We start from the raw sequence: 13484 nt of genomic DNA on the forward strand, positions 1-13484 counted from the left end.
GTTTCAGGCGAATAATGCGCGCCACTTGGCTACATAGCTCAGTTGGTTAGAGCATAGCATTCATAATGCTGGGGTCCGGGGTTCAAGTCCCTGTGTAGCCACCATACCCCGCCCCGAAGTTGCGAAAGCAATTTTGAGGCAAACAGAAAAGCCCGCCTTGCGCGGGCTTTTTTGTTTCTGTCGTTTGGGTTTTCCCGCACCCAGAACCAGGAAAGACATGGCCTCTTTAGGCGCGGGTTTACCCGCGCCTAAAGAGGCCATGTCATTTGAGCAATCACCTACTACTCACGGGCATCACACCAACGCCTTATCCCCGCGCAACTCCCGCGCCGCCGCCACCATATTCACCAGTGCCGCCTCCGTCTCCGGCCAGCCTCGCGTCTTCAGCCCGCAGTCCGGGTTGACCCACAGACGCTCGGCCGGAATTCGCCTGGCCGCCTTGCGCAGCAGTTTGACCATCTCTTCCTTGGTCGGCACGCGCGGCGAGTGGATGTCGTAGACGCCCGGGCCGATTTCGTTCGGGTAGTCGAACTTCTCGAACGCTTCCAGCAGTTCCATGTCCGAACGCGAGGTCTCGATGGTGATGACGTCGGCGTCCATCGCGGCGATCGATTCGATCACATCATTGAACTCGCTGTAGCACATGTGGGTGTGGATCTGGGTGTCGTCACGCACACCGGAGGCGCACAGGCGGAAGGCTTCGGTCGCCCACTCCAGGTAGTGCCCCCACGCGCTCTGGCGCAGCGGCAGGCCTTCGCGGAAGGCGGCTTCGTCGATCTGCACGATCTTGATGCCGGCGGCTTCCAGGTCCAGCACTTCGTCGCGGATCGCCAGCGCCAACTGCCGCGCCTGGACTTCACGGCTCACGTCTTCCCGCGGGAACGACCACATCAGCATGGTCACCGGGCCGGTCAGCATGCCCTTCATCACTTTGTCGGTCAGGCCCTGCGCGTAGCGGATCCACTCCACGGTCATGGCTTTCGGACGGCTCAGGTCACCGAAGATCACCGCCGGTTTCACACAACGCGAACCGTAGCTCTGCACCCAGCCAAAGCGGGTGAACACATAACCGTCGAGCTGCTCGGCAAAGTACTCGACCATGTCGTTGCGCTCGGCTTCACCGTGCACCAGCACGTCGAGGCCCAGTTGTTCCTGGATCTGCACGGCGTGACGAATCTCGCTCTGCATCGCTTCGACGTAATCGGACTCGGTCAGCTTGCCCTGCTTGAAGGACTGCCGCGCCAGACGGATCGCCGAAGTCTGCGGGAAAGAACCGATGGTGGTGGTCGGGAACGCCGGCAGATCAAGGCCGGCACGTTGCTTGGCGATGCGCTGCTCGAAGGCGGAAAGGCGCTGGCTGTCGGCGGGTTTGATCGCCGCCAGACGCGCCTGTACCGCCGGCTTGTGAATGCGTGGCGACGCGGCGCGGCTGGCTTGCACCGCGCGGCTCTGTTCCAGCGCGGCAACCACCTCGGCGGCTTCGGGCGCGTTGACAGCCTGGGTCAGCACGGCGACTTCCTGGCACTTCTGCACGGCGAAGGCCAGCCAGCTTTTCAGTTCGGTATCCAGCTTGTCTTCGCGGCCCAGGTCTACCGGGCTGTGCAGCAGCGAGCAGGACGGCGCGACCCACAGACGGTCGCCCAGGCGAGCAGCGGCGTGACGCAGGACGTCCAGCGCCTTTTCCAGGTCGCAGCGCCAGACGTTACGGCCGTTGACCACGCCCAGGGACAGCACTTTGTAGGCCGGCAGACGGTCGAGGATGGTCGGGTACTGCTCCGGCGCGCGGACCAGATCGATGTGCAAACCCTCCACCGGAAGATTGGCGGCCAGGCCGAGGTTGTCTTCCAGGCCACCGAAGTAGGTGGCGATCATTTTCTTCAGCGGCGCCCGCTGCAGGATGTTGTAAACGCGCTCGTAGGCATTCTTCCAATCCTGTGGCAGATCGAGGACCAGAATCGGCTCATCGATCTGTACCCACTCCACGCCTTGCTCGGCCAGGCGATTGAAAATCTGGTCATACAGCGGCAGCAGGCGATCGACCAGGTCGAGCTTGTCGAACTCGACCCCCTTGGTCTTGCCCAGCCACAGGTAGGTCAGCGGACCGATCACCACCGGCTTGACCGCATGACCAAGGGCCTTGGCTTCTTCGACTTCGTCGAACAGTTGTTCCCAGCTCAGTTCGAACTGCTGGTCGCCGCTGAACTCAGGCACCAGATAGTGGTAGTTGGTGTCGAACCACTTGGTCATTTCCTGGGCGTGGGCGCCGCCGCAACAACCGCCACTGACGCCACGGGCCATGGCGAACAGGGTCTGCAGGGTCGGCTTGGCAGCGCCGTGATTGCGGAAGCGCTCGGGGATCACGCCGAAGGTCAGCGAGTGGGTCAGCACCTGGTCGTACCAGGCGAAATCGCCGACCGGCAGCAACTCGATGCCCGCATCTTTCTGCGCCTGCCAATGGCTGGCACGCAGGTCGCGGCCAACGGCGCGCAAGCCGGCTTCATCCAGTTCGCCTTTCCAGAAGGCTTCCTGTGCCTTTTTCAGTTCACGGTCGCGTCCGATGCGTGGAAAGCCCAGGTTATGTGCCAAAGCCATTTGCAGTTCCCTCAACATAAAAGTGAATGAGGGAATTGTCGGGGCTCGCCTAAAATGAGACAAACTCATTTTCCTAACGATGATCTAGAGATCCCCTCATGTTGCATTTTTCCGGGAATGTCTTTTTCAAAGCAGTTTCGTACGGTCTCGGGCATGGACTCGCAGCCGACATGGCCCAGAATGGCCGCACGGTCAGCCCCCGCGGGTAACGAGAAATCATGAATGTGTTGAAACAGGCGCTACGGCAAAAGCAGTTTGTGTGCGTCATGGAGTTCGTGCCCAAGCCGCAGCGTTTCGCCGCGTTCGAACAGGTGATGGCGCGTGGCATGTTCCGCGGCTGGCCGATGGTCGCGGCCATTGGCGATCGCGTGGGCAGCGCGTTCGACCTGTCGCCCGAAGAGGCCTTCACCACCCTCACCCAGCCCGTCCCCGCCCTGCTGCACTTCTCCGGCAAAAACCGCGAGCGCCACGACCTGCTGGCGCAACTGGAACGGATGGACGCCCTCGGCCTCGACCAGTTGCTGATGCTCACCGGCGACCGCCTGCCGGGCCACCAGCCCGGCCAGCAACCGGTGCGCTACCTGGAATCGGTGCCGGCGTTGCAGATCGTTCGCCAGGCGCGGCCGGACTGGCTGCTCGGCGCTGCCCTCAACCCGTTCAAGTACCGCGAGGAAGAAGGCGGCGCGCAGTATTTCAAGGCCGAAAAGAAGCTGGCCGCGGGCGCGGATTTCATGACCCTGCAACTTGGTTTCGACATGGACAAATTCCGCGAAGCCTTCGACTGGATGAGCCGGCAACCGTCACCGAGGCCGCTGCTGGCCTGCATCATGAGCCTCACCCGCGGGCGGGCGAGCATGCTCGAACAGGTCGCCGGGGTCACGGTTTCACCGTCGATGCACGCGCTGATGGCGGCGGAAGAAGCCGTCTCGAAAGACCATGCCCAAGCCCGCAGCGTCGAGCGGCTGGCGCTGCAGATCATCGGCCTGCGACTGATCGGCTATGCGGGCATCCACCTCTCCGGCATCCACGAAGAGCGGCAATTGCGGGCGCTGGAACAGGCGCTCGATCACTGGGAAGCGAAGGTCCACAGTTCGGAGCAGTGGGCGCAGGCCTGGGCCGCCAGTTGGCAAATGCCAGGCGTACCGCCTGTGACGTTCCATCCGCCAAACATGGACTGGCGCGCAGGCGAATCGCGGGTCAGCGCCTCACCTACGGAAAAGCTCCGCTATCACTTGCTGTCCGGTTTTCACGCGCAACTGTTCAGCCGCACCACCCTGCTGAGCCGCGCCTTCGGCTGGGCGGTGCAGCGACCGCTGTGGTCAACAGCCACGGGAGCACGCTGGCTGCACCGCATCGAACGCAGCCTGAAAAGGCCCTTGGTGGGATGCGACACCTGCGGCCGCTGCCGCCTTGAAGACACCCTCTACACCTGCCCGGAAACCTGTCCGAAAGGCCTGGCCAATGGGCCCTGCGGCGGCACCCAACTGAACCGTTGCGAGTTTGGCGACCGGGAATGTATTCACAGCATCAAGTACCGCATCGCCAAAGCCGTCGGGCAGACGGCGGTATTGAGCGAGCGGCTGATTCCCTGCGTGGAAGTGGGTAGGCGACATCAGAGTTCGTGGCCGCAGTGGTTCGAGGTGCAGACTCCGCCAGTGCCTTCTCGGGAATCCGTGACAACCATGGCGCCGTGATCATTCAACGCCCAGATACAACCGATGCGACTTTGCAATCGCCTCGACCGTCACCTCGGCCACCCCCACACCCCGTGCAATCTCTGGCCAGCGCACCACGGCGTCGTGCACCTCGCGAATGATCTGCTTCGCGTTCATGCCCCTGACCTGGCTGCCCACCGCGAGCAGATCATCCAGGACAAAATTGTCGCGCTTGCCGTTGATGCTCATCTGATGGCTGCCCACCCAGAAGTTGCCGGGCATATACGACCACGTCACGTCATAGGCCGGCGAGAGGTACCAGGTGCCGTCGGTGTCGAGGAGAAAACCGATCTTCTTGGTGTGATCGTCCTGGTTGCGGGCGATGACGTTGAACACCATCCGCCGGAAAAACTGCACGGCTTCTTCCCGCCCCAGCTTCAGTGAGCGCAGGACCGCGAAGGCTTCGGCGTAGGAGTATTCGCCGGGCTTCTTGTTCATTGAAGAGCGCCAGCGAAGACGACCGTTGGCGTGCAGTGCTGAGGGAAAAATCTCTCCGCCATTCACGGCCTGTCTTCAGAAAACAACCGGATCGGTTTGTCATACGGTCCTGACGTTTCCGGCACTGGCATCAGACCAACGCCACACCCAACAACGGCCACCCCGCAACAGCCAACCACACCGCCGTCCGCGCCCGATACGGCAACAACAGCACCAGCGCCAGCCCTGCCAACGAGATCAGCCCGAACCAGCCAATCGGTCCCATCGCCCAGCCCCAGGCCGCGACACTCGCGGCGAAGCTGGCCAACAGCGCCATCCAGCCGCCAACCCGCAGCACACGGCGCAGCATCAGCGAGGGGACGCGCTGCCAGACCTGCTTGAAGTGCCGCTCCAATCCCAGGCACAAAGCCAACATGCCGCTGTAGGCCAGCAGCACGCCTGTGGATAACGCGATGCTCATCTCAATTCACCTCCAGGCTGGCGCTCGCGGCGCGTCGGGCGGGGCGTTCCTTGGGCGGTTGGCCGAGTTTCCAGCAGCACCCGCCGAGCACGGCGCCGATCAGGACGGTGGTGATTTCCAGGAGGAGGAAGTCGCCACGGTTGACGGTGTGGAAGTTCAGCAGCGGTAGGGTCAGGCATAGCAGCGCCGCCAGTCCGAGCTGTTCCTGCCAGGCGCGCAGCCATGGCCGGACGATGGCGTGGCCGAGGGTCGCCAGCCAGATCAGGAAGAACACCCGCACCTCCCAGCCGCCGCGCTGCGCCAGTTCCACCGGCAGCAGGCGGTTGGCCCAGAGCAGGCCGATGCAGGCCAGCGACAGACCGGCGACCGCGGCAACGTTGAAGCGCTCGGCAACGTGATACAGCAGCGCGCCGAGGGCGCCTTCGCTGTCGTGTCGGCGGCGGCGCTTGACGGTGAACAGCACCAATCCGGTGGCGATCATCGCGCAGCTCGCCAGGCCGCAAAGGAAGTACAGCCAGCGCATCGGGTAACCGCCGAACTGGGCGAAATGCATGCCGGACATCACGCGCTGGGTCAGCAGGCTCGGGCGGCTCTCGGCGGGCGCGCGCAGCACCTTGCCGCTGACGCCGTCGAAGACCATGCTCTGGCCCTTGGTCAGTTCGATACGGTTGCCGAGGATCGGCCGTACTTCAATGCGCGCGTCGCTGCGCCCGGGGTTCTGGATCGACAACCCGGACAACGGGCCCATGGCCTTCTCCGCCTCGGCGAGCAGCGGCGCCAAAGGGGTCAATGATGCCGCTTCACCCCGGGCCCTGCCCGCCTCGCCGCCACGTCCGCCACTCGCATGTTCGCCTCGCGGCTGCCCCTGCTGACCCGCGTTTGGCGCGGCCGCATGCTGCGCCACCGGCATGCCGCGCAGGGCGCGGTTGAGCGCATCGCGGTCGCCATCGAACAGCGCGTCGGACGCCGCCGGCATATAGATCAGGTAGAAAATCACCAGCCCGGTGTAGGTGATCATCAGGTGGAAGGGCAGCACCAGCACCGCCGTGGCGTTGTGCGCATCGAGCCAGGAGCGCTGGCCCTTGGCCGGGCGGAAGGTGAAGAACTCCTTGAAGAATTTCTTGTGGATAACGATGCCGCTGATCAGCGCCGCGAGCATCGCCATGGCCGCCAGCCCCACCACCCAGATGCCGATGTTGCGCGGCAGGTTGAGGGTGAAATGGAAGCGGAAGAAAAAGCTACCGCCCGCGGTTTCGCGCACGTCCAGCGACTCGCCGGTGTGCGGGTCGAGCGCGGTGCCGCCGCCACGGCGCTGCTCGCCGGCGGAAACGGTGAGGTTCGGCGAACGCTCGCCGGGCAGGCCGATATTCCAGGCGCTGGCGCCGGGATGATTACTTTGCAGGTAATCCAGCCCGCGCTGCACGGCCTCGTCCTGGCTAAGGTTGTGGGTCGGGATTTCCGGGCGCATCCAGCCGTCGATTTCCTTGTCGAACACCGCGAGGGTGCCAGTCAGAAAAATCGCGAACAGGACCCAGCCAAAGATCAGCCCGCTCCAGGTGTGCATCCACGAGAGCGATTGGGTGATGGTCTTCGGTTTCATCCCAGGGTCTCCAGCAGTTGCGGCCAGAAGCCGATCACCGCCAGCGGCACGGCCAGCGCCAGCCCGGCCCAGGCGCGGGCAGCGCTGCGGCAGGCGAAGGCCCAGAGGATGACGCCGGTGTAGACGGCGAAGGACAGCAGGCTGGCGCTGATCAGGGCGTCGACCTTGTCCAGCGGCAATAGCCGGGCCAGTGCGGCGGTGAAGGCATAGGTGAAGGCGTAACCGCCCAGAATCGCGGCGACGATGCGGGAGAGCATGGGCCAGGAGAAGGTTGTTGTTTTCATGGGGGGCTCATGTTTCCCGCTGGCCTTGAAGGTCTCTGATCAGAAGCTGGTCGTCACCGACGCATAGAACGCACGACCCGGCTCGTTGTAGGTGCTGGCACCCGAGCTGGTGCCCGCGCCTTCGCGGTACACGCGCTTGTCGAACAGGTTGTTGATGCCGGCACCGAACGACAGGTTCTTGTTCACTTCATAGGTGCCGCCAACGCCCCAGACGTGGTACGGATCGAGGGTCTTCAGTTCGTTCTGCGCGGTGACGTCGACGTCCCGGGTCGGGTTGAAGCGGCGCGGCTCCTGCTTGCCGTAGTAGGTGCCGGTCAGGCTCAGCGCCAGGGCCTGGGTCACCTGCCAGTCGAGCATGGTGTTGACGGTGTATTCCGGCACCACCGACAGCGGGTTGCCGTCGCTGTCTTCGTTGGAATCCATGTAGGTGAAGTTGGTGTTCCAGCTCAGGATCTCGCCAGCCTCGCCCAGCAGCGGCACGCCGACGTTGCCTTCCCAGCCCTTGACCACGGCGTCCTTGGCGTTGTCCCAGCGCAGGATCGCTTCGTTGGCCGAGGTGCGCCCGGCGAGGTCGTTGGACGAGACGATCTTGTTCTCGTAGTCGTTGCGGAAGTAGGTCAGGCCGGCGCTCCAGCCGTCGCGGGCAAAGCTGATGCCCAGCTCCTTGTTGATGCTGATTTCCGGGTCGAGGTTGTCGTTGCCCAGCACGTAGCAGCCGTTGGAACTGAGGCTCGGCGCACAGCCGTTGCCGTTGCTGCGGTACAGGTAATTGGGGTTGGACTGGTACAGGTTCGGTGCCTTGAAGGCCCGGGCGACGCCGCCCTTGAGGGTGATGTCGTCGGTGAGCTTGTACGAGGTGTTCAGGCTCGGGCTCCAGTTGGCGCCGAACTGATCGTGGTGGTCCAGGCGCAGGCCCGGTGTCAGGTACCAGTTGGGCGTCAGCTCAATGTTGTCCTCGGCATACACCGCCATGATGGTGGAATCCATGTCGGTGGCCCGCGCGCCCGCGGCGGAGTTCGGCAGGGTGGTGCCGATGGCGCGGTTCATGGTGCTCGGGTCATCCAGTTCCTGGTAATTCCACTCGGCGCCGAGGGTCAGGGTCTGCGCCACCAGCACCTGCAGCGGGATGTCCAGTTGGCCCTGGACCAGGTAGCTGTCGTAGGTGCTCAGGGACTTGTCGTTGCCGCTGATATCGCCATCGACCGAACCGGTCTGGCCTTCCAGCAGGCGGTCGTTGCGGGTCTTCTCGTACTGCGCGAGCACACGCGACGTACCGAACTCCCAGTCGCCACGGTGGGTGACGGAGAAGTTCTGCCGGTACAGGGTGTTGGTTTCGCGACCGAGCCACTGGTTGACGGTGCTGCCCGGGGTCAGCGAATCAGTACCGCCGGTGCCCACGTCGCCGGTGTAGATATTGCCCTGGCGGCTGAAGCCGGTTTCAAAATCGAGGGTCTGCTGGTTGTCCAGCGCCCAGCTCAGCAGCGCGTTGACGTCCTTGTTGCGCACGCCTTCGCGGCCCGCGGCGAGGGAGGCGCCGGACGCGGTGTCGGTGTGAGCCTGGTTGATGTCGGCGTCGTCAGCATCGGTCTTGTTCAGGTTGCCGTAGACGCGGAAAGTCAGCGAGTCGGTCAGCGGGCCGGCGAGGCTGAAGGTGGTGCGCTTGGTCACGCCTTCGGCATCGTCTTCGGGCAGGTTGGTGAAGGCCGAAATGCTCCCGGTGATTTCCTGGGTCGGACGCTTGGTGATGATGTTGACCACGCCACCCATCGAGCCGGAACCGTAGCGCGCCGCGGCCGGGCCGCGCAGGACCTCGATGCTCTCGACTTCGTTGGCCGGCACCCAGTTGCTGTCGCCGCGGGTGTCGCGCTCGCCGGAGCGGGTGTAGCGCACCGAGTTGCGCGAGGTGACCGGCTTGCCGTCAATCAGGATCAGGGTGTTTTCCGGGCCCATGCCGCGCAGGTCGATCTGCCGGTTGTTGCCACGGGTACCGCTGGCGCTGTTGCCGGTGAGGTTGACGCCGGGCATCTTGCGGACGATCTCGGACAGGTCGTTGACCGGCGGACGCTTCTTGATGTCTTCCGCGGTAATCAGAGAGACGCCGGGCGCCTGCTTCAGCTCTTCCGCGGCGGTGGCCACCACATGGGTGTCGCTCAGCTCCAGCGCCTCGCCGGTCTGCGCGTCAGTGGCGGCCAGCAGGGTCGAAGGGGATGCGGCCAACAGGGCCAGGCAGAGGTGATTGAGCTTGAATCGGGGTTGCATCGACGACGCTCCTTTCGCAATGAGGGCCTGCAGAAAAGGAGCGAGAGGAATGGAAAAACGATGACATCCGACTCACCCCAGGTCTGCCCGGGACGAGCGCGAATGCTATAGATTCGTAAATGAGAGTAAATCTTTTTTACATTTCATACACTTCTCAGCCTGAGGTTGACGCGCAGCCCTGGCGTGCGGTTCTGCGCCCAGACCTCACCGCCCTGCAACTGCACCACACTGCGCGCGATCGACAGGCCCAAGCCAAAACCATCGCCGCCCGGTCGCGCGGCGTTGAGCCGGGTGAACGGCTGGAAAATGCTTTCCAGCTTGGCCGGCGCCACGCCCGGGCCCTGGTCTTCGATCCACAGGTGCCAGTCATCGCCATCGCGGTCGCCCCCCAGGCGCACGATCCCGCCTGGCGGCGAGTGGCGCACGGCGTTGCGCAGGATGTTTTCCAGCGCCTGGGCCAGGCTGTTGAGGTTGCCGAGCACGGTACAGCCCGCGGGCAAATCGTTGTGCAACTGCTCGGCGGGCCAGCCGCTTTCGTAGCAGACGTCCTCGCACAGCACCTCCCACAAGCGCCCGATATCCACCGGTTCCAGCGGCAGCAGCGGGCGTTCGGTGTCGAGCCAGACCAGCTCCAGGGTGTCGTTGATCAGCCGCTCCATGCTTTGCACTTCCCGCTCAAGACGCTGACGCAGCGCGGCGGTGTCCTGCTCGCGCTCGCCGGTGACGCGCAGGCGGCTCAAGGGTGTGCGCAGTTCGTGGGACAGGTCGCGGAGCAACTGGCGCTGGAAGCCGACGGTGGTTTCCAGGCGCCCGGCCATGTGGTCGAACGCACGCGCCAGCTCGCCCAATTCATCACGCCGGCGGGTCAGTTGCGCGCCGACCCGGGCCGAGAGATTACCGGCACTCAGGGCGTTGGCCTGGCGTCGCAGAATCACCATCGGCGCGATCACCGTGCGGTACAGCAACACGCCCAGACCCAGCGCCAGGCACGCCGGCAGCAGCCGCTCCAGCAACAGTCGCCACAGGTGGTTGTACTTGCGCGGGTCCAGCCGCGGCGGCAGGTCCATCACCAGCCGGGCTTCGCTGTCGCTGAACGGGATGTAGAAGGTCGGCGTGCCACCGGGCCGGCCCACCGACCAGTCCAGCGGCCGCATGAAGTTGAGTTTCTTGCGCTCGCGCCCGCGCAACGGGCGCGATGACAGCGACAGGTCATGCTGCCCGACCACCGCCGCCCAGACGCCTTCTCGCGCCTTCAACGAAGCCAGAAACCCATCGACCCCGGGCGTGCCGTTTTCGGTCCAGGCGCTCTCCGCCTCGCGGGCGTAGTCCGCGAGAATCTGCAGGGTCGGCTCGGGCAACTTGGCGGTCGTCATCTCGATGCGCTGACTGACATCCACGTGCAGGCTGATGATCAGCAGGCTCAGCAGGGCAATGCCGCCGACCAGTTTCCAGAACAGCGAATGGCGGTCGGGCAGCGTCATGGCGTCACGCGCTTGAGCACATAACCGGCGCCACGCACCGTCTCCACCCGGCCGGCGCTGTAGCCGATGGACTGCAATTTGCGGCGGATATGGCTGACGTGCATGTCGAGGCTGCGATCGTGGATCGAATAGGCCCGGTGCAGCGCCTGCTGGTAAAGGAAGGTCTTGCTCAGCACCTCGTTGGGCGAGTGCAGCAAGGTTTCGAGGATGCGGTATTCGGTGCTGGTGAGATCCGCCCAGACACCGTTGTTGCAGACATCGCTGCGCAGCGGATCGAAGGTCAGGTCAAGCGCCTGGCCCAACGCCTCATGGCCGCTGTGGTCCGCACGCTCGTAGGCCACGCGACGCAGGATCGCGTCGATGCGCACATCCATCTCGCCCATGCTGAACGGCTTGGGCAGGTAGTCGTCGGCGCCCTGGCTGAAGCCGACGATACGGTCCTGCTCGGCCCCCAGCGCCGACATCAGGATCACCGGCACGCGCTGGCGGCGGCGCAATTCGGCGAGCATCTCCAGGCCATTGCTGTCGGGCAGCAGGATATCCAGTAGCACCAGGTCATAGGCGCCGTCGCGCACCAGCTCGACCACGTCGCTGGCGTCATGCCGCACCGTCACGGCAAACCCGCGCTGGCCCAGGTGGCTGTCGATATGGGCGGACAACACCGGGTCGTCCTCGATGGCGAGGATACGGATCGGAGCGCGTGGGGAAGCAGCGGCCTGCATGGGGGTACCTTGCAAATGAGAATGTTTCTTTGTCGCGTATTCTGACTAAAGATGCGGAAGATGCCCACAGGCGGATGTCTATTTTTTATCCATGCCCCGCATTAACCATCAAAAAATCCCTATCACCTTTTAGGAAACGTCTGATGTCTTTCCGCTAACCAAACCTCCAGGGTTGCAGGCTCCCAACCGACAGGCACCGCTGTTTTTTCATTCAGAAAAACAAGCGGACCCTCTGCAAGGAGCAGCACCGTGGACAGCACCACTCATCGCTTTACCACCGCCTGGCCTGCGAAGGTAGCCACACCCGCAAGGGCGGGGTCATTCGCAAGACAACCAGCGAAATGCGGATCACATTGCACAACGGCCTGGAGGTCGGCGTTGCCCAGGCTGGAGATGTCGCCGAATACTCGGACGGCAGCAGCGCAGCAATCCTGCCCCACAGCCTCGAGGAAGGAAGCCACATCGCCGTGGTCGGCAGCCGCCTCGCCAACGGCGACGAAATCATCGACACCCTGCAGGACCAGGTCTTTCTCATCTCGAGAAAGGGCCTGCTCTCCTCCGATGGCGTGTATGTGACGGAGGACTGAGCCATGGCCCGCGTACTGGTAAACGGCCTGGGGCACGGCCTTCATGGCGACAAGACCACAACGGGCGCCATCTGCCTCGGCAGCCTGCCCTACTCCACCCAGGGTGGCCGAGGCGTACTGCGCCTCGGCGACAGAACCACCGAATGCCCCAAATGCGGCAAGGTGGGCACCCTCGTTGAAACCGCGCCGACCATCCTCTGCAACGGAAGCGGCGGAGGAGGTTGCCGTGGCGTTGGCTGATTTGACGCCAGCGGACGCGGATTTCATGAGGGAACATCAGTCCCAAATCGCGGCGATTCTTGGAAGTGCTTCAACCTGGACCGGTGTTACTGCTGCCGGCATGGAAAAACATATGGGCGAAATCACCCGTACATTGCAGAAACTCGAGGCGCTGTATGTCGATACGTATCGCAGCTATGGCCGTCTCAACGTACCGGAATTTTTCAGCAAGCGAAAAGTTATTCTTGATGAGCTCAACGTCAAGTTGCTCAACGCCTCAAAAATTCGCAGCCTTCTCTCGTTGGGCAACCACCCAAAACTACAAAAATCCTTGCGTATTTCAAGCAAGAGCCTTGTGCATCACTGGAGGAAGGCAGGCGGCCCCGGGAAAATTCCAGGATATTCTAAGCACATAAATATCATTAGCAAGGCAACCACGTATATGAAGCACGGTGGATATCTGGCTATTGGTATAGGAGGAATCTCATCGGCCCTCTTAATCAAAGAGGCATGCGACATCGGCTCGACAGAAACTTGTAAAAAAGCCGAAATAACGGAAACATTAAAATTCACAGGAATGGCTCTAGGCGGCTATTACGCAGCAAAAACCGCGATGAAAGAAAGCGCTTTTATCTGCTACAAACTGGCGCCAAACCCTAGAAAACATGTGGCTTGTACTGTAGCCGTTGTCGCTACGTCTTCTTATTTCGGCGCCGAATTCGGAACGGTTGTCGGACAAGTAACTGGAGAAATCGTCATAGAGGTGGAAGAGGCCGTTCGCGACCACTTCCTATACGACTGACATGGGAATTTGGACCGCATTAACATTTTCGATAATAATTTTTGGCATCCCCGTCACGTTCGTCATCGCACTTTCTCATCGGATCTACATCACGAGAAAGTACCTCAACGAAATGATGGCATCCATCAAGTGTAGCCCTGACTTATCCATGACCATGGATCTCTACGTATCACAAGGGCTTTCGAGACGGATACTTATCCCAAGCCTTTTGCATGGAGCAGTCTTTCAGGCCAGATTTATTTCGATCGGACTTATTTCTCGCTGTGATGCCGAGCACTTCCCAAAACACTTAAAAAACATACTAGCAAGGGATAACACTCTCCAG

Annotated in this window: 12 protein-coding genes and 1 tRNA gene; 5 read left to right on the plus strand and 8 right to left on the minus strand. The window is 62.6% G+C overall.

What is annotated here, in order from left to right; genetic code table 11:
* Nucleotides 1-27: 27 nt before the first annotated feature.
* Nucleotides 28-104: transfer RNA gene (locus tag CKW37_RS23845), tRNA-Met, on the plus strand.
* 190 nt (nucleotides 105-294) lie between these two features.
* On the opposite strand, the gene metE is transcribed toward CKW37_RS23845, so the two are convergent.
* A complete protein-coding gene (gene metE / locus CKW37_RS23850; protein WP_095158681.1) occupies nucleotides 295-2592 on the minus strand; it encodes a 5-methyltetrahydropteroyltriglutamate--homocysteine S-methyltransferase in 2298 nt (765 codons plus the stop codon).
* A gap of 218 nt (nucleotides 2593-2810) precedes the next feature.
* Between metE and CKW37_RS23855 the strand changes: the two genes are divergently transcribed.
* The gene (locus CKW37_RS23855) at nucleotides 2811-4286 is read left to right on the plus strand and encodes a methylenetetrahydrofolate reductase C-terminal domain-containing protein (protein WP_095158682.1); all 1476 of its coding nucleotides are present in this window, start codon (nucleotides 2811-2813) and stop codon (nucleotides 4284-4286) included.
* Here CKW37_RS23855 and CKW37_RS23860 read toward each other — a convergent pair whose 3' ends face one another.
* From CKW37_RS23860 to CKW37_RS23890, 7 genes are all read right to left on the minus strand, one after another.
* Nucleotides 4287-4745 carry a type II toxin-antitoxin system HipA family toxin gene (locus tag CKW37_RS23860; protein ID WP_095158683.1) on the minus strand — a complete coding sequence of 153 codons (459 nt, stop codon included), beginning with the start codon at nucleotides 4743-4745 and terminating at the stop codon, nucleotides 4287-4289.
* Nucleotides 4746-4875: 130 nt separating this feature from the next.
* On the minus strand, nucleotides 4876-5205 hold the full coding sequence (locus CKW37_RS23865) for a DUF3325 domain-containing protein (protein WP_095158684.1): 330 nt from the start codon (nucleotides 5203-5205) through the stop codon (nucleotides 4876-4878).
* Nucleotide 5206: 1 nt separating this feature from the next.
* Complete coding sequence (locus CKW37_RS23870) at nucleotides 5207-6805, minus strand: PepSY domain-containing protein (RefSeq protein WP_095158685.1); 1599 nt, start codon at nucleotides 6803-6805, stop codon at nucleotides 5207-5209.
* Entirely contained in the window at nucleotides 6802-7089 is a 288-nt protein-coding gene (locus tag CKW37_RS23875; RefSeq protein WP_095158686.1) for a DUF3649 domain-containing protein, read from the minus strand. The genes CKW37_RS23870 and CKW37_RS23875 overlap by 4 nt, the downstream gene beginning before the upstream one ends.
* 39 nt (nucleotides 7090-7128) lie before the next feature.
* A complete protein-coding gene (locus tag CKW37_RS23880) occupies nucleotides 7129-9348 on the minus strand; it encodes a TonB-dependent siderophore receptor (protein ID WP_095158687.1) in 2220 nt (739 codons plus the stop codon).
* 143 nt (nucleotides 9349-9491) lie between these two features.
* Nucleotides 9492-10829 carry a sensor histidine kinase gene (locus CKW37_RS23885; protein WP_095158688.1) on the minus strand — a complete coding sequence of 446 codons (1338 nt, stop codon included), beginning with the start codon at nucleotides 10827-10829 and terminating at the stop codon, nucleotides 9492-9494.
* Nucleotides 10826-11551, minus strand: a complete 726-nt coding sequence (locus CKW37_RS23890) for a response regulator transcription factor (RefSeq protein ID WP_095158689.1) — start codon at nucleotides 11549-11551, stop codon at nucleotides 10826-10828. The genes CKW37_RS23885 and CKW37_RS23890 overlap by 4 nt, the downstream gene beginning before the upstream one ends.
* Before the next feature lie 341 nt (nucleotides 11552-11892).
* Between CKW37_RS23890 and CKW37_RS23895 the strand changes: the two genes are divergently transcribed.
* Genes CKW37_RS23895 through CKW37_RS23905 form a run of 3 tightly spaced genes read left to right on the plus strand, consistent with a single transcriptional unit; the run spans nucleotide 11893 to nucleotide 13159 of the window.
* Nucleotides 11893-12138, plus strand: a complete 246-nt coding sequence (locus CKW37_RS23895) for a hypothetical protein (RefSeq protein ID WP_095158690.1) — start codon at nucleotides 11893-11895, stop codon at nucleotides 12136-12138.
* 3 nt (nucleotides 12139-12141) lie between these two features.
* Nucleotides 12142-12378 carry a PAAR domain-containing protein gene (locus CKW37_RS23900; RefSeq protein ID WP_095158691.1) on the plus strand — a complete coding sequence of 79 codons (237 nt, stop codon included), beginning with the start codon at nucleotides 12142-12144 and terminating at the stop codon, nucleotides 12376-12378.
* A complete protein-coding gene (locus CKW37_RS23905; protein WP_095158692.1) occupies nucleotides 12365-13159 on the plus strand; it encodes a hypothetical protein in 795 nt (264 codons plus the stop codon). The genes CKW37_RS23900 and CKW37_RS23905 overlap by 14 nt, the downstream gene beginning before the upstream one ends.
* Nucleotides 13160-13484: the final 325 nt, after the last annotated feature.

Source organism: Pseudomonas sp. Irchel 3E13 (assembly GCF_900187455.1).
GTDB lineage: Bacteria > Pseudomonadota > Gammaproteobacteria > Pseudomonadales > Pseudomonadaceae > Aquipseudomonas.

Coding starts and splice junctions, on each gene's coding strand:
- metE (WP_095158681.1), bottom strand. CDS start 2,592: ATGGCTTTGGCACATAACCTGGGCTTTCCACGCATCGGACGCGACCGT.
- CKW37_RS23855 (WP_095158682.1), top strand. CDS start 2,811: ATGAATGTGTTGAAACAGGCGCTACGGCAAAAGCAGTTTGTGTGCGTC.
- CKW37_RS23860 (WP_095158683.1), bottom strand. CDS start 4,745: ATGAACAAGAAGCCCGGCGAATACTCCTACGCCGAAGCCTTCGCGGTC.
- CKW37_RS23865 (WP_095158684.1), bottom strand. CDS start 5,205: ATGAGCATCGCGTTATCCACAGGCGTGCTGCTGGCCTACAGCGGCATG.
- CKW37_RS23870 (WP_095158685.1), bottom strand. CDS start 6,805: ATGAAACCGAAGACCATCACCCAATCGCTCTCGTGGATGCACACCTGG.
- CKW37_RS23875 (WP_095158686.1), bottom strand. CDS start 7,089: ATGAAAACAACAACCTTCTCCTGGCCCATGCTCTCCCGCATCGTCGCC.
- CKW37_RS23880 (WP_095158687.1), bottom strand. CDS start 9,348: ATGCAACCCCGATTCAAGCTCAATCACCTCTGCCTGGCCCTGTTGGCC.
- CKW37_RS23885 (WP_095158688.1), bottom strand. CDS start 10,829: ATGACGCTGCCCGACCGCCATTCGCTGTTCTGGAAACTGGTCGGCGGC.
- CKW37_RS23890 (WP_095158689.1), bottom strand. CDS start 11,551: ATGCAGGCCGCTGCTTCCCCACGCGCTCCGATCCGTATCCTCGCCATC.
- CKW37_RS23895 (WP_095158690.1), top strand. CDS start 11,893: ATGCGGATCACATTGCACAACGGCCTGGAGGTCGGCGTTGCCCAGGCT.
- CKW37_RS23900 (WP_095158691.1), top strand. CDS start 12,142: ATGGCCCGCGTACTGGTAAACGGCCTGGGGCACGGCCTTCATGGCGAC.